At 66.6% G+C, this 20,044-nt stretch carries 20 protein-coding genes and 1 tRNA gene; 13 read left to right on the top strand and 8 right to left on the bottom strand.

Annotated elements, in window-relative coordinates; genetic code table 11:
- Nucleotides 1–10: 10 nt before the first annotated feature.
- The 6 genes from ACIPRS_RS05865 (at nt 11) to ACIPRS_RS05840 (ending at nt 2,912) form a co-directional block, all read left to right on the top strand.
- Nucleotides 11–673: an SPOR domain-containing protein gene (locus ACIPRS_RS05865; protein ID WP_446537840.1), complete on the top strand. Its 663-nt coding sequence runs from the start codon at nt 11–13 to the stop codon at nt 671–673.
- Between the two features lie 13 nt (nt 674–686).
- Nucleotides 687–762 (top strand) — tRNA-Thr (locus tag ACIPRS_RS05860).
- Nucleotides 763–860: 98 nt separating this feature from the next.
- The gene (rocF, locus tag ACIPRS_RS05855; protein WP_446537839.1) at nt 861–1,784 is read left to right on the top strand and encodes an arginase; all 924 of its coding nucleotides are present in this window, start codon (nt 861–863) and stop codon (nt 1,782–1,784) included.
- 148 nt (nt 1,785–1,932) lie between these two features.
- Nucleotides 1,933–2,085 carry an entericidin A/B family lipoprotein gene (locus tag ACIPRS_RS05850; RefSeq protein WP_192200130.1) on the top strand — a complete coding sequence of 51 codons (153 nt, stop codon included), beginning with the start codon at nt 1,933–1,935 and terminating at the stop codon, nt 2,083–2,085.
- A 200-nt stretch (nt 2,086–2,285) separates the two neighbouring features.
- Nucleotides 2,286–2,420 carry an entericidin A/B family lipoprotein gene (locus ACIPRS_RS05845; RefSeq protein WP_192200131.1) on the top strand — a complete coding sequence of 45 codons (135 nt, stop codon included), beginning with the start codon at nt 2,286–2,288 and terminating at the stop codon, nt 2,418–2,420.
- 270 nt (nt 2,421–2,690) lie between these two features.
- A complete protein-coding gene (locus ACIPRS_RS05840) occupies nt 2,691–2,912 on the top strand; it encodes a CsbD family protein (protein ID WP_337730670.1) in 222 nt (73 codons plus the stop codon).
- A 69-nt stretch (nt 2,913–2,981) separates the two neighbouring features.
- Here ACIPRS_RS05840 and ACIPRS_RS05835 read toward each other — a convergent pair whose 3' ends face one another.
- Nucleotides 2,982–3,785 carry a hypothetical protein gene (locus ACIPRS_RS05835; RefSeq protein ID WP_446537838.1) on the bottom strand — a complete coding sequence of 268 codons (804 nt, stop codon included), beginning with the start codon at nt 3,783–3,785 and terminating at the stop codon, nt 2,982–2,984.
- A gap of 192 nt (nt 3,786–3,977) precedes the next feature.
- Between ACIPRS_RS05835 and ACIPRS_RS05830 the strand changes: the two genes are divergently transcribed.
- The 5 genes from ACIPRS_RS05830 to ACIPRS_RS05810 all read left to right on the top strand — a co-directional run bounded on the left by ACIPRS_RS05830 (nt 3,978) and on the right by ACIPRS_RS05810 (nt 9,015).
- Nucleotides 3,978–5,423, top strand: a complete 1,446-nt coding sequence (locus tag ACIPRS_RS05830) for a tryptophan--tRNA ligase (protein WP_446538012.1) — start codon at nt 3,978–3,980, stop codon at nt 5,421–5,423.
- 3 nt (nt 5,424–5,426) lie between these two features.
- The gene (locus ACIPRS_RS05825) at nt 5,427–5,741 is read left to right on the top strand and encodes a hypothetical protein (RefSeq protein WP_446537837.1); all 315 of its coding nucleotides are present in this window, start codon (nt 5,427–5,429) and stop codon (nt 5,739–5,741) included.
- Nucleotides 5,742–5,836: 95 nt separating this feature from the next.
- Nucleotides 5,837–6,766, top strand: coding sequence for an MBL fold metallo-hydrolase (locus ACIPRS_RS05820; protein ID WP_446537836.1), 930 nt, complete (start codon nt 5,837–5,839; stop codon nt 6,764–6,766).
- A gap of 93 nt (nt 6,767–6,859) precedes the next feature.
- Nucleotides 6,860–8,506 carry a M28 family metallopeptidase gene (locus tag ACIPRS_RS05815; protein ID WP_446537835.1) on the top strand — a complete coding sequence of 549 codons (1,647 nt, stop codon included), beginning with the start codon at nt 6,860–6,862 and terminating at the stop codon, nt 8,504–8,506.
- Nucleotides 8,507–8,580: 74 nt separating this feature from the next.
- Complete coding sequence (locus ACIPRS_RS05810; RefSeq protein WP_337730665.1) at nt 8,581–9,015, top strand: BLUF domain-containing protein; 435 nt, start codon at nt 8,581–8,583, stop codon at nt 9,013–9,015.
- Between the two features lie 10 nt (nt 9,016–9,025).
- Here ACIPRS_RS05810 and ACIPRS_RS05805 read toward each other — a convergent pair whose 3' ends face one another.
- The 7 genes from ACIPRS_RS05805 to ACIPRS_RS05775 form a co-directional block, all read right to left on the bottom strand.
- Nucleotides 9,026–9,412, bottom strand: coding sequence for a VOC family protein (locus tag ACIPRS_RS05805; protein ID WP_446537834.1), 387 nt, complete (start codon nt 9,410–9,412; stop codon nt 9,026–9,028).
- Between the two features lie 47 nt (nt 9,413–9,459).
- A complete protein-coding gene (locus ACIPRS_RS05800) occupies nt 9,460–9,807 on the bottom strand; it encodes a VOC family protein (RefSeq protein WP_446537833.1) in 348 nt (115 codons plus the stop codon).
- A gap of 20 nt (nt 9,808–9,827) precedes the next feature.
- Entirely contained in the window at nt 9,828–11,204 is a 1,377-nt protein-coding gene (locus tag ACIPRS_RS05795; protein ID WP_446537832.1) for a dihydrolipoamide acetyltransferase family protein, read from the bottom strand.
- On the bottom strand, nt 11,201–11,569 hold the full coding sequence (locus ACIPRS_RS05790; RefSeq protein WP_446537831.1) for an SH3 domain-containing protein: 369 nt from the start codon (nt 11,567–11,569) through the stop codon (nt 11,201–11,203). Before ACIPRS_RS05790 ends, ACIPRS_RS05795 begins: the two co-directional genes overlap by 4 nt.
- Nucleotides 11,569–12,612, bottom strand: coding sequence for an alpha-ketoacid dehydrogenase subunit beta (locus tag ACIPRS_RS05785; protein WP_446537830.1), 1,044 nt, complete (start codon nt 12,610–12,612; stop codon nt 11,569–11,571). The genes ACIPRS_RS05790 and ACIPRS_RS05785 overlap by 1 nt, the downstream gene beginning before the upstream one ends.
- An 8-nt stretch (nt 12,613–12,620) precedes the next feature.
- Nucleotides 12,621–13,706 carry a pyruvate dehydrogenase (acetyl-transferring) E1 component subunit alpha gene (gene pdhA, locus ACIPRS_RS05780; protein WP_446537829.1) on the bottom strand — a complete coding sequence of 362 codons (1,086 nt, stop codon included), beginning with the start codon at nt 13,704–13,706 and terminating at the stop codon, nt 12,621–12,623.
- A 273-nt stretch (nt 13,707–13,979) separates the two neighbouring features.
- A complete protein-coding gene (locus tag ACIPRS_RS05775) occupies nt 13,980–17,225 on the bottom strand; it encodes a lamin tail domain-containing protein (RefSeq protein WP_446537828.1) in 3,246 nt (1,081 codons plus the stop codon).
- A gap of 212 nt (nt 17,226–17,437) precedes the next feature.
- Between ACIPRS_RS05775 and ACIPRS_RS05770 the strand changes: the two genes are divergently transcribed.
- Both ACIPRS_RS05770 and ACIPRS_RS05765 read left to right on the top strand, forming a co-directional pair.
- Entirely contained in the window at nt 17,438–18,298 is an 861-nt protein-coding gene (locus ACIPRS_RS05770; RefSeq protein WP_446537827.1) for a tryptophan 2,3-dioxygenase, read from the top strand.
- A gap of 190 nt (nt 18,299–18,488) precedes the next feature.
- A complete protein-coding gene (locus tag ACIPRS_RS05765) occupies nt 18,489–19,994 on the top strand; it encodes a peptide MFS transporter (protein ID WP_446537826.1) in 1,506 nt (501 codons plus the stop codon).
- Nucleotides 19,995–20,044 lie beyond the last annotated feature (50 nt).

Here is a 20,044-nt window from a genome sequence, read left to right as displayed (position 1 = left end):
GAATCCCTGCATGCTGATCCGTGCCCTGATCGTCCTGCTGATCGTCCTGAACGTGGGCGCCGCCGCGTGGTGGCTCACCCGTCCCGCCGTCGTGCCGCCGCCACCGCCTCCATTGCCAGCCGGCGTGGCGCGCCTGCAACTCGTTGACGAGTTGCCTGCGGCCACCACAGGTCCGTCGGCCGTGGACGCCCGTGCGACGCCGGAAATCCCGGCGGCCTGTTTCAGCCTTGGGCCCTTCACCAGCCAGGCTGCCGCGACCCTGGCGCAGGATGTCGTCAAGGGCCAGCTCCTGCGGGCGCATCTGCGGGAAGTGCCCGGCCTCAGCGCCAGTGGTTACCAGGTGGTCATGCCGCCCGCGCCGTCGCTGGAAGAGGCGCAGGCGATCGCCGGCCGCATCGGGGCGGCGGGATTCAACGACTTCCTCGTCGTGCGCCAGGGCGAACAAGCCAACGGGATCGCACTGGGCCGGTATCGCAGCCGGGAGGCCGCCGAGCGCCGCCTATCGCAGTTGCAGGCTGCCGGGTTCACCGCACAGATGCAGCCCGTCGGCCGCGCGGGCCCAAGCCTGTGGTGGCTGGATGCCGGCGTCGCGGAGGGTGTCGACCCCGTCGTGCTTGCCCGTGCCGCGTCCAGCGGTACGCCGCAATCGCTCGAATGCACGGCGCTGCGCTAGAATTGCCGCCCACGCCGCTTTAGCTCAGCTGGTAGAGCAACCGCCTTGTAAGCGGTAGGTCATCCGTTCGATTCGGATAAGCGGCACCATTTCCTGTCGGCGCATTGCCCACTCGCGTGCTGCGATGCCACAGGCCCGTCATCGCCGACGGCATAGACTGTGCGTCTGTTTTTCGCAGGACGTACCCATGAGTCGAACTTTCCCTCCCGTTTCCCTGATCGGCGTGCCCACCGATGTCGGCGCAGGCCATCGTGGCGCGCGCATGGGGCCTGATGCGCTGCGCATCGCCGGCCTTGCCGAAGCACTCGCGGCACGGGGCGTGGAAGTGATCGACACCGGCAACGTGCAGGGTCCTGCCAATCCCTGGACCGGTCCCGTCCAGGGTTACCGGCATCTCGAGGAAGTGGTCGCATGGAACCGCGCGGTGATGGACGCCACCGCTGCCGAACTGGCGCAGCAACGGCTGCCCATCATGCTTGGCGGCGACCACTGCCTCGCCATGGGCTCCATCACCGCCGTCGCGCAGCATTGCCGTCGGGTCGGCAAGAAGCTCCGGGTGCTGTGGCTGGACGCGCACTCGGATTTCAACACCAGCGAAGTCACGCCTTCCGGCAACATCCACGGCATGCCGGTGGCGTGCCTGTGCGGCATCGGTCCGGACGCGCTGACCAGGCTCGGGGGCCAGGCGCCCGCGATCACGCCGTCGATGGTCCGGCAGATAGGCATCCGTTCGGTCGATCCCGAAGAGAAGAAACTGATCAAGGACCACAAGGTCGACGTGTACGACATGCGCTACATCGACGAAGTGGGCATGAAGCGCACGATGGAGGCTGCGCTGGAAGGCCTGGATGCCGACACCCACCTGCATGTCAGCTTCGACGTGGATTTCCTGGACCCGAGCATCGCGCCGGGTGTGGGCACCACGGTGCCCGGCGGTCCCAACTATCGCGAAGCGCAGCTGGTGATGGAGATGATCGCTGACACCCGGCTGATGGGTTCGCTGGACATCGTCGAGCTCAATCCCGTGCTGGACCGTCGCAATCGCACGGCAAAGCTCACGGTTGACCTGGTGGAGAGCCTGTTCGGCAAGTCGACATTGATGCGGGACTAGGCTCACGGGGGATGAGGGGAAACTGGGACTGAACGGAATGGGTGCTGTTTCACGCGCCCTATACGTCGCGACCTCGAAGGTGTCCGCACACGCCGCCGCAACGTGGGACGCACCTGCGGCAGCACCCAATCCACCCAGGAGAAGACACATGAAGCGTGCGATGACCCTGCTGATGATGGCCATGTTCTCGATGGCGGTACTGTCCGGCTGCAACACCATGGCCGGCGCCGGCAAGGACGTGCAGAAGGTCGGCGAGAAGGTCGAGGACAAGGCCCAGGACTGCAAGGACGGCAAGTGCTGATGCGCGCTGTCGGCTGACCGCATCCGCCGGATGCGAACCGAAGGAAGGGCCGGGAAACCGGCCCTTCCGCGTTGCCGGCCAGGGTTTGGTCAGCCGCCAGCCAGCGTGCTTAAATCAGACTGCACGGGTGGGGCGGCATGGCCGGCGTGTGCCGGACGATGCGCGCCCCAGGCCGTGAATACCGTCCACAGGAGTCGCTTATGAAGCGTATCGTCGCGTTGTTGCTGTTGTCCCTGTTCTCCATCGCCGTGCTGTCCGGCTGCAACACCGTCAAGGGGTTCGGCAAGGACGTGCAGAAGGTGGGCGAGAAGGTCGAGGATTCCTCGGGCAAATAAGCCTGTGGATTCTGAAGACTCGGAAGCGGGCCGCGTATCGCGGCCCGTTTTTTTGCCGGCATCTGCGGTACGCCAGCCGCGACGATGGGCCACGAAGATCGGGAATGCGCGTCGCTGCACGCATTCATCCGTGCGAACGCGTCCTCATGCGACTGAACTGTTCAGTCAATCCTAATGGCGCGTTGACGCGCAGTTGATCGGATGGGAACACGCGGTCTGCGATGCTGTTTCCGCGGCGCCCCCTGCCGCTCAATCAAGCGAGGAAACACCATGAATCAGGACATCATCGCCGGCAACTGGAAGCAGCTGAAAGGCAAGATCCAGGCGAAATGGGGCGATCTGACCGATGACGATTTCAAGGTCGCGCAGGGTAATGCGGAGTACCTCGAAGGCAGGCTGCAGGAACGCTATGGCTACGATCGGGATCGGGCCCATACCGAAGTCGAGGACTTCAGCCGCAGCCTGCGCGACGACAAGTCGATGCGGCACTGACCTCCTGAAATCCGCGCCAATGCCGAGCAGGAAACGGGCCGCCTATGCGGCCCGTTTCTCGTGTGAGGTTCAGCGCGGGTAGGACGGATCCGCGACGAAGCCGTTGGGGAACGCGCGCGGCGACTCGTCTCGCCAGAGCGGACGTGACGGCCGGGGGACGATGCCCAAGGCGACCAGTCGGCGACGCTCGTCGTAACGCAGTTCGCTGACCTGTTCCGGCTGGCGGGTCGCGCGCTCGAAGCCGGTGCGCGAGGTCGGCGCCCATTCGCGTCCCCCGTGGCCGGTACCGATGCTCTGCCGGTGGGCTGCTTCGTCGGCCACGATGGCGCGTGCCGATGCGGTGGGTGCGGATGCTTCTGCTTCCGTGCGTTTCTCCATCGCGCCACGGGCGATCGGCGGCGGCGTGTACTGCGGATAGCGGTAGGCGCGCGCTTCGCGGAAGGCGGCGATGCCGATCACGCCCACGTTGCGCGGCCGGCCGGTACGGGCGGCATAGCTGTCGCCGAGGTCGGTGAACACGAACTGCGCCACGTCGTCCATCGACTTGCGCCAGCCGCTGATCTCGGTGGCCTGCCACGGCTCCAGCACGTAACCTGCCTGTGACGGATCTGCGGTCTGGCCGGTGATGGCGTTGACGCCGTCCACCGACAGCACGACCAGTACGCGCTCGCCCGTCGTGTTGGCCAGGCGCACGCTGTAACGGTGGCCGGGGGTGCCGGCGATCCAGAGATCGCCGCGATGCGGGTACCTCGCGAGCGATTCGCCGGTATCGCGGTCGACGAGGCTGACATCGACCAGGGGGCGGGCGTGGACGGGAGCGCACGCGTTGAACAGCGCGAGCGTGGTGAGGAACGCGAGGATGCGGTGCAACATGTCCGTTCTCCAGGTGGGGACGATGCTGGGAACGGGTCGCCGGAGGGAGTGGGGTTGTCCGACGAGGCGATGCCGTTGCCGGTTAAGCCGCCAGCGGGTCTGGCCTGCGACGCCGTGTCGCAGGCGGGCCGGCCGCATCACCCGGTTCCAGCCGGTAAACTGGCCGCTTTCCCGCATTCCCCCGCCTCGCACATGACCACCCGCGTCCTTACCGGCATCACCACCTCCGGCACCCCGCACCTGGGCAACTACGTCGGTGCCGTGCGCCCTGCCGTGGCCGCCAGCCGTGCCGGAGACACGGAGAGTTTCTATTTCCTGGCCGACCTGCACAGCCTGATCAAGGCGCAGGATCCGGCGCGTACCCAGCGCTCCACGCTGGAGATCGCGGCGACATGGCTGGCCTGTGGCCTGGAGCCGGACAAGGTGTGGTTCTACCGCCAGAGCGACGTGCCGGAGATCACCGAACTGACCTGGTTCCTGACCTGCGTGGCGGGCAAGGGCATCCTCAACCGCGCGCACGCCTACAAGGCCGCGGTGGACAAGAACAATGCCGACGGCGAAGACCCGGATGCTGGCATCAGCGCGGGCCTCTTCATGTATCCGGTGCTGATGGCGGCCGACATCCTGATTTTCAACGCGCACCAGGTGCCGGTGGGTCGCGACCAGATCCAGCATATCGAGATGGCGCGCGATTTCGGCCAGCGCTTCAACCACGTGTACGGCAGGGAATACTTCACCCTGCCGGAAGCGTTGATCGACGACAACGTGGCCACGCTGCCCGGGCTCGACGGGCGCAAGATGAGCAAGAGCTACAACAACACCATCCCGCTGTTCGCACCGCGCGATGAACTGAAGAAGCTGGTGTTCTCCATCCTGACCGACTCGCGCGGCCCCGGTGAGCCGAAGGACACCGAGGGTTCGGCGCTGTTCCAGCTGTACCAGGCCTTCGGCAGCGCGGAGGAAACGCGGGCCTTCGCGCAGCAGTTCGCCGACGGCATCGGCTGGGGTGATGCCAAGCAGCAGCTGTTCGAGCGCATCGATGCCGAGATCGCCCCGCTGCGCGAAAAGTACGAGGCACTGATGGCACGGCCCGGTGACATCGAAGCGATCCTGCGCGACGGTGGAGAAAGACTGCGTGCTATGTATGCAAAACCGCTCCTCTCTGAATTGCGTGCAGCCGTCGGACTTTGCGATCTTTCTAAGCCAATAGTTCTGAATTCAAGCAAGCAGAAGTTTGACAAGGCTTACGCGGAAGTAAAGAGCGGAATGGAAGGCGATGATCTTGTCATTGCTGATGTAACTAACCCATTTCTTTGGGAATCTGATGGAAAGAAGAAGTTCTACTTCAGAATTAACTACTCTAAAAATTCTTCAATTCTGTCTTTTCCTTTTGATAGCCCCCGTGAAGCTGGAGTTTGTGCATCCAGGATAAAAACGACTGGATCAAGAAGTGTTGGATTGGACATTGAGTCGGATGATTCCGGTCTCTACGCGATCGTGATGACTTTTGATGCGAAGCCCGTAGCAAAGGGCCCAGCATTTAAGTTGCATGAAGATGCTTCATATGAGATCGAAAAGATCTGGAGATCATTTAGAAGGCTCGATGATCGAATCTCTGAAGAACAAGCGCAGGGCTAAAAAATGAATTCAGTAGTTGGATCCAACCTCGCGCTGATCCTGTTCCTGCCCTGGTTCCTGCTGCTGGGGTCGCTGTACTGGTTGTTTCCCCGCCAGCCGCGAAATGCGCGCCGCAAGGGCTTCGATCTCGCGGTACTGGCGGTGGCGTTCGTGATGAGCTTCATCGGCATGCAATGGGGCTACGCGTTGGGTGCCGCCGATGTCGGTACCGGCGCGATCTGGAAGCAGGTGCTGGCCACGCTGGTCGCCTATGGCGCGTTCCTGTTCGTGCTGACGCTGGCGGTACCGCTGCGCGGCTGGTGGCTGTCTCGCGGTTGAGGTCGCGCGCGGACGCACCGTTCCACCAAAGGCGGGTCGTGCGCTCACGCGACGGGGACTAGAATCCGGTCATCCGTTCCCACACAGGTCCGCGGATGAGCCGCCACGGCATCCACACCATCGACACCGCGTTCCAGCGCGACCACTTCGACGCCGCCTACCTGATCGTGGAAGCCGGCCGGGGGGCCTTCATCGACTGCGGCACCAACCATTCCGTGCCGCGCCTGCTGGACGCGCTGCAATCCGCCGGACTGGAACCCGACGAAGTGGACTTCCTCATCGTCACCCACGTGCACCTGGATCACGCCGGCGGCGCGGGGCTGTTGATGCAGCAGCTGCCGAACGCCACGCTTGTCGCGCATCCCCGTGCAGCGCCGCATCTGATCGATCCGGCGAAGCTGATCGCGGGTGCGACGGCGGTCTATGGCGAAGAAGAAATGCAGCGCAGCTACGGCACCCTCGTGCCGGTGCCCGAAGCGCGGGTACGCGTGGTGGAGGATGGCGAGACGGTGACGCTGTCGGGACGCCCATTGCAGTCCATCGACACGCCTGGGCATGCCCGCCACCATCATTGCATCTGGGACGCGCGCAGCCGCAGCTGGTTCACCGGCGACACGTTCGGACTGTCGTATCGCGAACTGGACGGCCCACACGGTGCCTTCATCCTGCCGACGACCACACCGGTCCAGTTCGAACCCGTGGCGTTGAAGGCGAGCATCGCGCGGATGGTCGCGTATGCACCGGATGCGATGTACCTGACCCATTACGGCCGCATCGGCGACGTGCCGCGCCTGGCGCAGGCGCTGTACGAGCAGGTCGACGCGATGGTCGCCATCGCCAACGCCTGCGACGGCCGCGCCGACCGTCATCGTTGCCTCGTGGCCGGTCTTTCAGCGCTGTATCTGGAGCGCGCGCACGCATTGCGGGTGCCGCTGGCCGACGAGGAGGTCGAACGCGTCCTCGCGATGGATATCGAATTGAATGCGCAGGGCCTGGGCGTGTGGCTGGATCGTGGGCGCCCATGACGGGCCGCCGTTTCCTGTAGAAGCGACTGACGTCGCTCCTGTGGCAAACATGGATGGACTAGACTGCCGATGTGTCCATTTCCGGCAGTCCCCATGAAGCACTTCCTTCCCGCGCTGCTGTTGTCGCTTGGCGCGACGCCGGCACTCGCCGCGGATGTTCCCGGCGGCGGCATCAGCGCCGACAACCTCTCGCGCCATGTCCGCGTCCTCGCATCGGACGAGTTCGAAGGTCGCGCACCTGCGACGCAGGGCGAAACGAAGACGATTGCCTACGTCGTGGATGAACTCCGGAAGGCAGGCGTGCAGCCGGGAGGTGAGCGCGGTGGTTGGACCCAGGACGTGCCGCTGGTACGCGCACGGGTGGACGGGGCGGTGGACGCGGGGTTGAGGATCGGTGGCGTCACGCAGACCCTCGTCAATGGCGACGATGTCGTCATGCAGAGCCTGAGTCCGGTCGAGCGCGTGCATGTTGTCGACGCGCCCCTGGTGTTCGTCGGTTACGGCGTGAGCGCGCCCGAGCGGAACTGGGATGACTACAAGGGCGCGGACCTGCGCGGGAAGGTCGCGGTGGTGCTGATCAACGATCCGGACTACGAGACGGCGCAGCCAGGTGCGTTCGACGGACCGGCGGTCACCTACTACGGACGCTGGACCTACAAGTACGAAGAGCTCGCGCGGCAGGGTGCCGTGGGCGTATTGATCGTCCATGAGACCGCGCCGGCGGCCTACGGCTGGAGCACGGTCCGTGCTTCGGGTCTATCGCCGGTGTTCGACATTCCACGTGCGGACGCGGCGCGGTACCACACGCTGTTCCGTGGCTGGATGCAGCGCGATCTTGCGGTGTCGCTGTTCCAGCGTGCGGGCCTGGATTTCTCCGCGGAGAAGCGGCGCGCGCAGACGGCCGGCTTCATGCCGGTGGCGCTGGGCGGGGCCACGCTGTCGGCCGACTTCAAGGTGGCGCGTGATCAGGTGATCACGCGCAACGTCATCGGCCGGCTGGAAGGCGCCGAGCGCCCCGACGAAACCGTGGTCTATTCGGCGCACTGGGATGCCTACGGCATCGGCGAGCCCGACGCCGACGGTGATGCGATCCGGCATGGTGCCATCGACAATGCCACGGGAGTGGCGGCCGTGATCGAACTGGCGCGCGCGTTCGCCGCCGGCCCGCGTCCGCAGCGCAGCCTGCTGTTCATGGCGTTGACGGCGGAGGAAAAGGGCCTGCAAGGCGCGATGTTCTATGCGGCCAACCCGGTGGCGTCGCTGGAGAAGACCGCCGCCGTGCTCAATATCGAGATGCTCAGCCCCGACGGTCCGAACCGCGACATCGCCTCCTGGGGCAACGGGCGCGTTTCGCTGGAAGACGATCTGAAACGCGTGGCCGAAGCGCACGGGCGTACCTACTCGCCGGACCCGAACCTCGAAGCGGGCTTCTTCTACCGCGCCGACCACTTCGCGTTCGCCCGCGCGGGCGTGCCGGCGATCACGATCGGCGCCGGACTGGATCGCGTGGATGGCGGTGTTTCCCGTGGCAAGGCGCTGCGCGATGCGTATTTCGCGAAGTGCTACCACCAGCCCTGCGATGCATGGACGTCGACCTGGAATGCAGTGGGGCAGGCGCAGGATGTCGAACTGCTGTACGCGATGGGGCGCGGGATCGCCGACAGCGAAGCGTGGCCCCACTGGCGGGAGGGTTCGGAGTTCAAGGCCACGCGCGAACGTTCGGAGGCTGAACGCAAATAGCGGCGCCTGCGCACGTCGGGCGGAGCGGGTGGCGCGGTATGCTCCGTGTCCTTTCCGCGCCGCCCGAGCATCAGATGGCCTCACTGCATGCGCTGGTCTACCAGAGCCAGGCCACGCGCCCACTGGAGACCGCCGACCTCGATGCTCTGCTGCTCGATGCACGCGTCAACAACCAGTTGGCCAACGTCACCGGCACCCTGATCTACGGCGGGCAACGCTTTGTGCAGTACCTGGAAGGCGCCCGCGCCGATGTCGAGCATGTCTACGCACGGATCGCCCGCGCGCGGCAGCATCGCGAACTGGAGATCCTCGAGCAGGGCAGCCTTGATGCGCGTCGCCTGCAGCGCTGGCACATGGGGTTCGCGGAAGCGCCGCAGAGCCTGGTCCAGCAGCTCAGTCAGGCGCAATGGCAGCGCGACCTGCCGTGGCTGGAGGACGAGACTGCATCGTCTCCCGGTCTGAAACACCTGCTGTCCTTCTGGAACGACCACGTTGTCGTGATGCGGTGAGCTGCTGCTCTCAGGGCCAGCGGTTCGGCGCGCCGCGCGTGCTGCCTTCGTCCATCGGCACCACGCAGAAGCGGTGGCCGGTGGGCGCTTCCATCACCCACCAGCGGTTGCGCACGTGCTGCACGCGCTTGGCGCCGAGCGCTTCCAGTCGTGCGACTTCGGCGTCGATGTCGTCGGTCTCGATGTCCAGGTGCACGCGGGCTTCGTGCTTTACCTTCTGCACTTCGATGTGCAGGCCACCGGGACCGGGTTCGAACTTGTCGTAGATGCCCAGGTCGCCATCATCGGGATGGGTGACTTCCAGTCCCAGCGCCGAGCTCCAGAATGCGGATGCGGCGGGCAGGTCGTCGACCTGGCTGTCGATGATGAAACCGGCGAGACGGCTGCGGTGTGCCATGGCGGATTTCCGGGTGGATGTGCGCGACATCCTGCCACCGTTCGCGGTCAGGTGTCGTCCGCGAACGGGGTACCGAACTGCAGCAGGTAGCCGTTGTTGTCGTAGACGGCGAATTCGCGCATGCCGTAGGCGAACGTCTCGGGCGTGTAGCAGATGCGGGCACGGTCGCGCACGGCGTCCCACAGCGCGTCGACGTCGGCGACTTCCAGGTACAGCGAGCCGGTGAATCCCGGGACCGTATCGCCCTCGTGGTCGTTCATGCCGGACAGCATCAGCTCGGCACCGTCGCGGCGCAGCGCCAGCCAGCCCTGCTCCAGCGCGCCGGACGCGAGTCCGAAGCCCAGCACGTCGCGGTAGAACGCGAGTGTGCCGGGCAGGTCCGGCGTGCGCAGCATCGGCGTGAGCCGACGGAAGGTCACGCCGGCAGGGCCAGGTCGTCGATCAATGCCTTGAGGAAGCGTGCCGCCTCACCGCCGGTGCAGGCGCGGTGGTCGAACGTCACCGACAAGGGGATGACCTTGTGCGATTCGAAGCCACCCATCACCGGCGTGACCTGGTGGCGCGCGCGGCCGGCGGCGACGATGGCGACGCACGGCGGCACCACCACCGGGGTGGCATAGCGGCCGGCGAACATGCCGAAGTTGCTCAGCGAGATCGTGTAGCCGGTCAGTTCCGACGGCGGGATGCTGCGGTCTTCCACCTGCGCGCGCAGGCGGTTGATGCTCTCGCGCACGCCGCCGGCTTCCAGCAGGTCGGCGTTGTGCAGCGCCGGCACGAACAGGCCGTCATCGGTGTCCACGGCAATGCCGATGTCGACGTGTGGATGCAGCGTGCGGGTGAGTTTCTCGCCGTCGAACCACGCATTCATCGCCGGCACCGTCTTGCAGGCACGCACGATGGCGCGGACGAGGCGGCCGGTCATGTCGTTGCCGGGTACCCACGCATGCACGTCGGCATCGTCGCTCAGCGTGGTCGGCACGACTTTGGCATGGGCATCGGCCATCACCCGCGCCATGTTGCGGCGCACGCCCTTCAGCTGTTCGGGCTGGCCGCTGACGGACACGCCCGGCGGCTGCGTGCGCATCGGCTTGCCGCTGGCGGACAGCGTGGTGCGCTGCACGGTAGGCGCCGCTGTAGGAGGGGCTTCAGCCCCGACCACACGGTGGGAAAGCGTCGGGGCTGAAGCCCCTCCTACAGCGGCGGTGCCATCGGCGGCCGCCTGCTTCACATCCTGCATGGTGACCGCGCCATCGGCGCCGGTCGGGCGCACGCGCGCCAAGTCCACGCCGAGCTTCTTTGCCATCGCGCGCACGGCCGGCATCGCCTTGACCCCGCCGACGGCGATCGCCTGCTCGGTGTGTACGGCGTTGGACGATTGCATGGCACCGACCACGGTGCCGGCATCCGCCTCGACGGGAGCGGCGTCAGTCGCGACGGGCGATGGGTCGGCCGTGGCGTTCGCGACTGACGTCGCTGCCAAGGCAGCGGGTTTGGGCGGCCCATGATGGTGACCGGTATCCTGGCCTTCCGCGCGCTGCGGCAGGCTGGCATCGGGCTCGAACACGGCCAGCATGCTGCCGGTGATGACGACATCGCCCGCCGCGCCGGCCAGCTTCATCACCTTGCCGGACACGGGCGAGGGAACCTCGACCACGGCCTTCGCCGTTTCCATCGACACCAGCGGTTCGTCCAGCCGGATCACGTCGCCTTCCTTGACGAACCATTCGACGATGGTGGCGTCCGGGAGGCCTTCGCCCAGGTCGGGAAGGTGGAAGGTCTTGCTCTCGCTCATGCGGATATCTCGTTGGAAGTCGTTTCGTTGATCGGTTGCAGATCGCGCGCCGGCACCCAGCCGCTGCGGCCGTCCGTGTGCGTGCACCACCACCAGTCACCCAGTTCGTGCAGAAGGGCGACGGTGTCGCCGGCCCGCACGTCGAGTTCCTGCGCGGAATAGTCGTGCAATGCGACGGCGTGACCGTCGTCGCGCGGCTGCAGCCAGTCCACTGGCGCCCAGCCGGCATTGCCGTCGGCGGTGGTGGTCCAGGCGAAGGCCGGCCACTCGGTGTCGCGTGCGCCGAGCGCGACCACGTCGCCGCGCGCGAACCGGATCGGGTTCGCGTACTGCGTGCGGTAGTCGCGGATGGCGCGGGCGTGCATCAGCCGTTCGCCATCGCCCGCTTCGCCGCCGCGACGATCTTCTCGACGCTGGGCAGGTACTTCATTTCCAGGCGGAACAGCGGGATGTGGGTGTCGTAGCCGGTGACGCGCTCGACCGGGGCCAGCAGGTCGTACATCGACTGCTCGGCCAGGCGCGCGGCGATCTCGGCGCCGAAGCCCGCGGTGCGCGGCGCTTCGTGCACGATCACGCAGCGACCGGTGCGGGCCACCGATTCGGCGATGGTGTCGAAATCGAGCGGACGCAGCGTCGCCACGTCGATGACCTCGGCGCTGATGCCTTCGCCGGCCAGTTTTTCGGCCGCTTCCAGCGCTTCCTTGACCTGCGCGCCCCAGGTCACCAGGGTCACGTCGGTGCCGTCGCGCAGCACGAAGCACACGTCCAGCGGCAGCGCTTCGCCGTCGTCGGCGACCACTTCCTTGTACTGGCGGTAGATGCGCTTGGGTTCCATGTAGATGACCGGATCCGGGTCGCGGATTGCGGCCAGCAGCAGGCCGTAGGCGCGCTGCGGCGAGGACGGCATCACCACGCGCAGGCCGGGCACGTTGGTGAAGATCGCTTCATTGGCTTCGCTGTGGTGCTCCGGCGCGCGGATGCCGCCGCCCCACGGTACGCGCAGCACCATCGGGCAGTGCAGGCGGCCGCGCGTACGGGTGCGCAGGCGGGCGGCGTGGCAGATCAGATGGTCGACCATCGGGTAGACGAAGCCATCGAACTGCGCTTCGGCGACCGGCTTCATGCCCTGCGCGGCCAGGCCGACGGTGAGGCCTGCGATGGTGGTTTCATCCAGCGGCGTGTCGAGCACGCGTTCGGGGCCGAATTTCTGCTGCAGGCCGGCGGTGGCGCGGAACACGCCGCCGTTCACGCCCACGTCCTCGCCCAGCACCAGCACCGATTCATCGTGCGCGATCTCCCAGGCCAGCGCCTGGGTGATCGCTTCGATGAGCGTGATCGCCGTCGGGGTCGCCGCGGCATCCGGTTTCGCGACTGACGTCGCTCCCACAGTCTTGTTTTCAGGTTTCATCACGGTGCTCACGGGCGGTTCTCCGCGGCGATCGCGGCGGCACGTTGCTGCAGCAGTTCCGGCGGCGGATCGGCGTAGAGGTAGTCGAACATCGCCTCGACCGGCTGCACCGGCGTGTTGAGGTAGGCGTTGACTTCCTCGTCCACGCGCGCGCCGCATTCCTCCTTCCACGCGGCCTCGTCGGCCTCGCTCCAGGCGCCCTGCGCGGTCAGCCAGGTGCGCAGGCGGCTGATCGGCTCGCGTTCCCAACCGGCCTTCACTTCGGCATCGTCGCGGTAGCGGCGCGCGTCGTCGGCGGTGGTGTGGTCGGACAGGCGGTAGGTGACGAACTCGATCACCGTGCCGCCCTGGCCCTTGCGGGCGCGCTCGCTGGCGCGGCGCATGCCTTCGAGCACGGCGATCAGGTCGTTGCCGTCGACCTGCAGGCAGTGCAGGCCGCCGGCCAGGCCCTTCTGGGCAAGCGTCTGCGCGCCGGTCTGCGCGCTGCGCGGCACGGAGATCGCCCAGCCGTTGTTGATCACGCCCAGCACCAGCGGCAGTTCGTAAGCACCCGCGGAGTTCAGTGCGGCGTAGAAGTCGGTCTTCGACGAACCACCATCGCCGCAGGTGCTCACCGCGATATGCGGCTGCCTGCGCAGCTTGAACGACAGCGCCGCGCCGGCCGCATGCAGGCACTGGGTGGAGATGGGCACGCAGAAGGGAAAGTCGTTGCGTGCATCGCTGTCGCGATCGTAGTCGCTGCCGCGCTCGTCGCCGCCCCAGTACATCAGCACGTCGCGCGGCTTCACCCCGCGCATGAACATGGCGCCGTATTCGCGGTAGCTGGGTGCATAGACGTCGCCGGTGCGCATCGACGCGCCGATGCCGACGTGGGTGGCCTCGTGACCCAGGCAGCTGGCATAGGTACCCAGCTTGCCGGTGCGCTGCAGGGCGATGGCCTTGGTGTCGAAGGTACGCACGAACAGCATCTGCTTGAACAGCTCGCGCAGGCGGGCGATGTCGCGGCCGGCCTCGGGCAGGTCGTTGCGTACCTGGGTCCCGTCGGGACCCAGGTACTGGAGGTATTCGATTTCGAAGCTTGCGGCGATGGTCATCTGGACGGTGTTCTCGTCGGCCGGCGGAATTGGTTTCAAATGTAATTTTAGGAGCTGTGTGCCGGGCGGCTGTCGTGCAATGCAGCAAGACGGGGTTGAATGGCGCGCGCCTCTTCGAAGAAACCGGTGCGGAAACAGGGGCTTGCCCGACTGTCGTTCGGTGTCAGTCCGCCTGCGGTCGGCGTGGGTCGGACGTGATGCGCGTCGCGTGCTGCGCAAACGACAAGGGCGCGGTTGCCCGCGCCCCTGTCGACCCCACGATGGCCGGAAAGTTCAGCGGATGCGCTGGACCAGGCGATCGTGGTTGTTGCCGGGGTTCGGGTCCGTCGTCGTGCTGCTCACGGTGGCTTCGAACTCCAGTTCGGTGCCGCGCTTCGGCTTGCCGGGGACCAGCAGGGCGAAGGCCAACGTCTGCACGCCGCGCGGCATGGCGCCACGACGGGTGCAGTCGGCGGCAGCACCGTCGGTGGTGTCCGCCACGCGCGTGCAGCTCCAGCCGCTGGGGGCGGCCACGGCGGCGTAGCGGGCCTCCACGTTACTGGTCAGGCGCACGGTGACCTGCTCGGCCGCATCCGGACCGGCGTTGCGCACCGGCACCAGCAGCGTGGCGATGGTGCCGCGACGCAGCGGCAGGGCGGCACCGAGCAGCTGCACCGACAGGTCGGCGCGGGTCTGCGGCAGTGCGGCCACGGCCACCGAGACGGCGGCGGTGTTGTCGCCGTTGGCGGGGTCGAGCACGGTCGAGTTGGCCGACACACCCAGGCCGAGCGTGGTGCCTGCCGCGCTGGCCGGGACGATGGCGTCGATCGCGAACGTGGCGTCAGCGCCCGCCGCCAGCGACGAGATGGTGCAGGCCACGCGGGTTGTGCCGGCGGTCACCTCGGCGGCTGCGCAGCTCCAGCCGGCCGGCAGCGTGGCCAGCGAAGGCGACAGTTCGGCCGAGAACACGAAGGCGAACGCTGCCGGCGATGCCGCCCCCGGGCCGGCGTTGCGGACCGTCGCGGTGTAACGCACGGTCTCGCCCACGTTGGCGCTGGTGCGGTCCGCGCTGACGATGGCCGACAGGTCGGCGCGGGCGAAGGACGGCACGCGGATGCTCAGACGGACCGGATCGTGGTCGGAGGAGCGCACCGCCAGTGTCGCATCACCGAAGTTGTCCACGCCGAAGTCGGCGTTGATGCGCGCATGGTCCACGCGCAGCGCGGCGTCCATCACCAGCGACTCGTTGACCAGCACGTGGTCCAGCGTCTGCGCATTCCCCTCGAACACGTACGAGTACCGGTGCGCGGGATCGGCGATCAGCTGCGAACCGTCCACCAGCGGCGTCGTCAGCGGGCTGGGCATCCAGGTCAGCACCTGGTCTTCCGGCGCGGCTTCGCCCTTGATGATGCCGAGCACGTCGACGTAGCCATCGTTGAACTCGAACGCGTTGAAGTCGCCGACCAGCACGATCTTCTCGTCCGGGTTCGCCTGCTGCATCTCCTGCACCAGCTGGGCCAGGTAGACCGCCTGGGCACCGCGCTTCACCCGCACGCGTTCGCCGCCGGTGGCCCAGCCGCCGCTGCCGGGCAGGGTGTCGTTGATGTCGTTGAGCGAACGCAGGTGGTTGACGATCACCGTCAGCGGATAGCTCGACGCCGCGTCCTGGTGCACGCGGGCGCGCAGGCGCAGCGGCGGACGGTCGTTGAGCAGGCTGGTGGTGCCGTTCGGGTTGGCGATGGTGGTCTCCTTGCCGAACTGCGCCACGTCCAGCACTTCGACGCGGGCCATGCCGTCGGCGGTCACGCGCGAGCTGACCAGGAAGCCGACGTTGATGCCGCCCACGTCGTTGCCCGGCTGCAGGTACGGTACGTAGCCCGGGCGCGCGGCGCAGGTTGCGTCGATGCGTTCGGACAGCAGCTGCAGCACGCGCAGATTCTCCACTTCCACCGCGCCCAGGATGTCCGGGGCCTTCAGGTAGTCGCAGATCGCCAGCGCTGCCTTGGCCAGGCGCTTGTCCAGCGCTTCCGGCGTCAGCGTCACCGCGCCGTTGCTGTCATTGACCTCGTCGAACAGGCGAAGCAGGTTGAAGCTGCCGACGGTGACTTCGTCGTAGCTCGGATCGTTGACGGCCTCCGGCAGGAGGCCGCCGCTGACCGACGGCGGCGTGGCCACGTCGGGCAGCAGTGCCCAGGTGCCGGCGAAGTAGTCCAGCACGCCGAGCAGGCCGGCCACATCGGCGCCGGTGTCGACCGAGATCGGCTGCGCGCCGACCTGGCCGCGGCTGCGCACCATCAGGCGTTCCTGGTTGGTGTCGAAGCGCGGCGGGTTCTTGCCGGCGGGCAGGGTGATGGCATCCATCACGGCGATGCCGGGTTCACGGAACGGACGCGCCACGCCGGGCAGGGCGACGTGGAACACGCCGTCGCTGAAGGACAGCGCGTCGTTCTCGTCCAGGCTGCCGCCGGACGGGGCGATCACCACCGCCTGTGCCACGCTCACGCGCATGCCTTCCAGTCGCTCCAGCGTGCCGGGGAGGGCGTCGGGGCCCAGCTCGGCGGCGGTCAGTTCGATCGCGGCGGGCAGGGCCACGCCGGTTTCCAGCATTTCGACCGTCGGCGTGACGATCTCGGTGATCGCCAACTGGTGCGGATTGGAGGACGGAGTGAATTCCTCGACCGTGCCGGTTACGCGCACGCGGTTGCCGACCGCAGCGGTGGCCGGCGGCGCGCTGCTGGTGAAGACGAATACGGCATCCGAGGTGGCCGGGTCGCCATCGTCGTTGGCGGCCTGCAGGAAGAAGCCGTTGTTGAACTTGACCGCGGTGACGATGCCTTCGGTCACCACGCGCTTGCCGTTGTGTGGCGACAGCAGGCCGTTGCCCTGGATCTGCGCGATGGTCAGAGCGACTGGCGGATCGGGCGGATCCGGCGGCGCGGCACCGCTGTTGCGCGGGTTCGGTGCACCGACGGCGAAGTCGGCGCCATTGTTGTTGGTGTCGATGCTGCCGTCGCCGCCACGCAGCGCGGCAGTGGTGTTGCTGAGTGTGCCGGTGGGGGCGCTGCCTTCGAAGCAGTTGGCCGCGCTGCCGAAGCCGACGAAATCGGCCACGTTGGCATCGGCGGTCGGGCAGGCGCCGGTCAGCGCCGTGGTGCTGCGGCTCAGCGCTACCTTGCCGGCGGTGCCGCTCATCGCGATGGTGCCGACCGCATCCGGGGTGGGCAGGTCCACCGTGCCGCCGGCGCCCTGCGCCTGCTGGACCAGGTAGAAGCCGCCGGCCGGGATGCTGCCGCTGAGAGTGGTACGCCCGCTCCAGGTGGTGCCGGCGGAGGAGGTGTACTGCACGCTCCAGCCGGTCAGGTCGACGGCGGTCGGGCCGTTGTTGCGCAGTTCGATGAAATCGTTCTTCAGCGTCGCGCCGCTGTTGCCGCCGCCGCCATAGACCTGGCTGATGACTACCTGCGCCTGCACCGACGACGCGGCGAAGAGCAAGGCGAAAGACGCGAACACGGCCGCAAGGCGGCCCCGTGGCATTTCCATGTTACGGACTCTCCCTCAGTGGATGGACGCCGCCCCCTGTCGGAGGCGGTCCCGCCCCCGGCCGACGCAATGTAGCCCAAGCCTGTGGTACACGCATTGCATGGGCGTGACATAAGTGCCCGTTTTTGTTCGCCTTGCCGGGGCGCCCGACCACCATCGGTTACGCTGGCGCCCCTGCCGCCGCCCGGGTGGCGCCCCCGGTTGATCGACGGATGGCCGTAGAAAAGAACGAACGCCCGCTGGAAGCAGGCATCCACACCGACCTGTCGGGTCGCATGAGCTATGGCGGCTACCTGCAGCTGGATCGCCTGCTGTCCGCGCAGCACCCGGTGTCGGATCCGCCGCACCACGACGAGATGCTCTTCATCGTGCAGCACCAGGTCTCCGAGCTGTGGATGAAGCTGATGATCCACGAGCTGCGGGCGGCGATCGGGTTCCTCCAGCGCGACCAGGTCTGGCAGGCCCGCAAGGTGATGGCGCGCGCCAAGCAGGTGCTGCGCCAGCTGACCGACCAGTGGTCGGTGCTGGAGACGCTGACGCCGTCCGAGTACATGGGCTTCCGCGACCTGCTGGGCCCGTCGTCGGGCTTCCAGTCGCTGCAGTACCGCACCATCGAATTCCTGCTGGGCAACAAGAATGCGGCGATGCTGAAGGTGTTCGCGCATGACCCGGAAGGTCATGCCGGGTTGGAGGCCGTGCTGGACGCGCCCAGCCTGTACGACGAATTCCTGATGTACCTCGCGCGCTGGGACCATGCGATCCCCGCGCAGCACCTGCAACGCGACTGGCGCCAGTCTCATGCCGCCGACGCCGCGCTGCTGCCGGTATTCGAAGCGATCTACGAGGACACCGACCGCTACTGGCGCGAGTATTCGCTGTGCGAGGACTTGGTGGACCTGGAAAGCCAGTTCCAGCTATGGCGCTTCCGCCACATGCGTACGGTGATGCGCATCATCGGCTTCAAGCGCGGCACGGGCGGCTCCAGCGGCGTGGGCTTCCTGCGCCAGGCGCTGGAGCTGACGTTCTTCCCGGAACTGTTCGACGTGCGGACCTCGATCGGGCCCGGTCGCTGAGCCGTATTTCCTGTCGAAATCCCTTGGAAATCAGCGAATTGATTGCCTGAATAGGCCGAACAGCCGTTACACCGTCCGTGTTTCAGCGATTTGACGAGGGCCGGCCGGGTCGGTGATCCTCGCCCGTCCCCTGCTCTCGTTGCAAGGGAAACCGAAATCCTGAACCACTTTTTTTCTAGGGGGAGCCCGCATGAGCGGAGCCGTCGACACATCAACGCCGGAACGGATACCGGAATTCAAGCAACTGCTGGGGCATCCGCGCCCCTTGTGGATGCTGTTCATGACCGAGTTCTGGGAACGTTTCGCGTTCTATGGCATGCGCTGGGCGCTAGCGCTGTACATCGTCGCGCAGTTCTACGCGGGCGACAGCGCGGGCGAGGCGCCGGCCAGTCGGCTCTATGGTGCATACCTGGCGCTGGTTTACGCGGCGGCGCTGTTTGGTGGCTATGTGGCGGACCGGGTGATCGGTTACCAGCGTTCGATCCTGCTGGGTGCCGTCATCATGGCCGCCGGCCTGTTCCTGATCATGCTGCCCAATGAGCAGTTGTTCCGGCTGGGCCTGGCCACGGTGATCGCCGGCAACGGCCTGTTCAAACCGAACATTTCGACCATGGTCGGCAAGCTGTATACGACCGGCGACGGGCGCCGCGATTCGGGCTTCACCCTGTTCTACATGGGCATCAACCTGGGCGCGATGATCGCGCCGTGGCTGACCGGACTGCTGGCCGAACGGGTCATGGGCGGCACGCCTGAAATGCCGGCCTACAAGGTGGTGTTCCTGGTCTCGGGCATCGGCATGTTGATCAGCCTGGTGTGGTTTTGGTTCGGCCGCGCGCAGCTGCAAGGTATCGGACGGCCCCAGGAAGGTGCGGAGGGCACTGGCCGCGTACTGGTCACGGCGATCTGCGCCATCATTGCCATCCCGGTGATCTACTTCCTGCTGTCGATCGGGGCAGGCGCACTGCAGTGGATCCTGACCGCGCTGTTCATCGGTCTGTGCGCGCTGATCCTGAAGGAGGGTTTCAAGGATGGCGCCGTGCGGCGCGACATGGCCATCGCGATGCTGATCATCTTCGTGTTCAACGTGCTGTTCTGGTGCTTCTTCGAGCAGGCAGGCAGTTCGTTCAACTTCCTCGCGCAGAACATCGTCAATCGCGACTTCGGCGGCTGGGTGTTCCCGGTGGGCTGGTTCCAGTCGGTCAATTCGCTGGCGATCATCACCTTGGCGCCGGTACTGGCCTGGTTGTGGGTGAAGATGGGAAGCAGCAATCCGTCGATTCCGCGCAAGTTCGGCCTGGGCCTGATCTTCAATGGCCTCGCCTTCCTGCTCCTGATGTTCGCGCTGTCCAGCCTGGTGGACCCGCAGACGCTGAAGATCCCGTTCTGGACGCTGTTCATGGTGTACGTGATCCAGTCCGTCGGCGAGCTGTGCCTGTCGCCGATCGGCCTGTCGATGGTGACCAAGCTGGCGCCGGTACGACTGGTCGGTTTCGGCATGGGCGGCTGGTTCCTGTCCACTGCGATCGGCAACAACCTCTCTGGCATCTTCGCCAGCCATGTCAGTGGCGAGACCGGCATGACCGTCGAGTCGGCCCACGCCGGATATACGATGGGGTTCTGGATCCTGATGGGTGCCGGTGTGCTGCTGTTCCTGATCGCGCCGCTGATCCAGAAGCTGATGCACGGCGTTAAGTAACTCCCTGGCACCCCGGCGCTCGCCGGGCGCCAACGAAAAACGGCGGCCAT

It is taken from the genome of Pseudoxanthomonas sp. LARHCG66 (assembly GCF_052871755.1).
The sequence above is the reverse complement of the archived record's forward strand: the minus strand, read 5'-3'. Positions and strand labels throughout refer to the sequence as shown.

Bases quoted from the DNA above. Each gene is read 5' to 3' on its own strand.
- ACIPRS_RS05805 (WP_446537834.1), bottom strand. From the start codon at position 9,412: ATGGCACACCGCAGCCGTCTCGCCGGTTTCATCATCGACAGCCAGGTC.
- ACIPRS_RS05845 (WP_192200131.1), top strand. From the start codon at position 2,286: ATGAAGCGTATCGTCGCGTTGTTGCTGTTGTCCCTGTTCTCCATCGCC.
- ACIPRS_RS05810 (WP_337730665.1), top strand. From the start codon at position 8,581: ATGGCCTCACTGCATGCGCTGGTCTACCAGAGCCAGGCCACGCGCCCA.
- ACIPRS_RS05770 (WP_446537827.1), top strand. From the start codon at position 17,438: ATGGCCGTAGAAAAGAACGAACGCCCGCTGGAAGCAGGCATCCACACC.
- ACIPRS_RS05850 (WP_192200130.1), top strand. From the start codon at position 1,933: ATGAAGCGTGCGATGACCCTGCTGATGATGGCCATGTTCTCGATGGCG.
- ACIPRS_RS05825 (WP_446537837.1), top strand. From the start codon at position 5,427: ATGAATTCAGTAGTTGGATCCAACCTCGCGCTGATCCTGTTCCTGCCC.
- ACIPRS_RS05840 (WP_337730670.1), top strand. From the start codon at position 2,691: ATGAATCAGGACATCATCGCCGGCAACTGGAAGCAGCTGAAAGGCAAG.
- ACIPRS_RS05815 (WP_446537835.1), top strand. From the start codon at position 6,860: ATGAAGCACTTCCTTCCCGCGCTGCTGTTGTCGCTTGGCGCGACGCCG.
- ACIPRS_RS05775 (WP_446537828.1), bottom strand. From the start codon at position 17,225: ATGGAAATGCCACGGGGCCGCCTTGCGGCCGTGTTCGCGTCTTTCGCC.
- ACIPRS_RS05830 (WP_446538012.1), top strand. From the start codon at position 3,978: ATGACCACCCGCGTCCTTACCGGCATCACCACCTCCGGCACCCCGCAC.
- ACIPRS_RS05835 (WP_446537838.1), bottom strand. From the start codon at position 3,785: ATGTTGCACCGCATCCTCGCGTTCCTCACCACGCTCGCGCTGTTCAAC.
- ACIPRS_RS05765 (WP_446537826.1), top strand. From the start codon at position 18,489: ATGAGCGGAGCCGTCGACACATCAACGCCGGAACGGATACCGGAATTC.
- ACIPRS_RS05790 (WP_446537831.1), bottom strand. From the start codon at position 11,569: ATGCACGCCCGCGCCATCCGCGACTACCGCACGCAGTACGCGAACCCG.
- ACIPRS_RS05795 (WP_446537832.1), bottom strand. From the start codon at position 11,204: ATGAGCGAGAGCAAGACCTTCCACCTTCCCGACCTGGGCGAAGGCCTC.
- ACIPRS_RS05785 (WP_446537830.1), bottom strand. From the start codon at position 12,612: ATGAAACCTGAAAACAAGACTGTGGGAGCGACGTCAGTCGCGAAACCG.
- ACIPRS_RS05800 (WP_446537833.1), bottom strand. From the start codon at position 9,807: ATGCTGCGCACGCCGGACCTGCCCGGCACACTCGCGTTCTACCGCGAC.
- ACIPRS_RS05820 (WP_446537836.1), top strand. From the start codon at position 5,837: ATGAGCCGCCACGGCATCCACACCATCGACACCGCGTTCCAGCGCGAC.
- rocF (WP_446537839.1), top strand. From the start codon at position 861: ATGAGTCGAACTTTCCCTCCCGTTTCCCTGATCGGCGTGCCCACCGAT.
- pdhA (WP_446537829.1), bottom strand. From the start codon at position 13,706: ATGACCATCGCCGCAAGCTTCGAAATCGAATACCTCCAGTACCTGGGT.
- ACIPRS_RS05865 (WP_446537840.1), top strand. From the start codon at position 11: ATGCTGATCCGTGCCCTGATCGTCCTGCTGATCGTCCTGAACGTGGGC.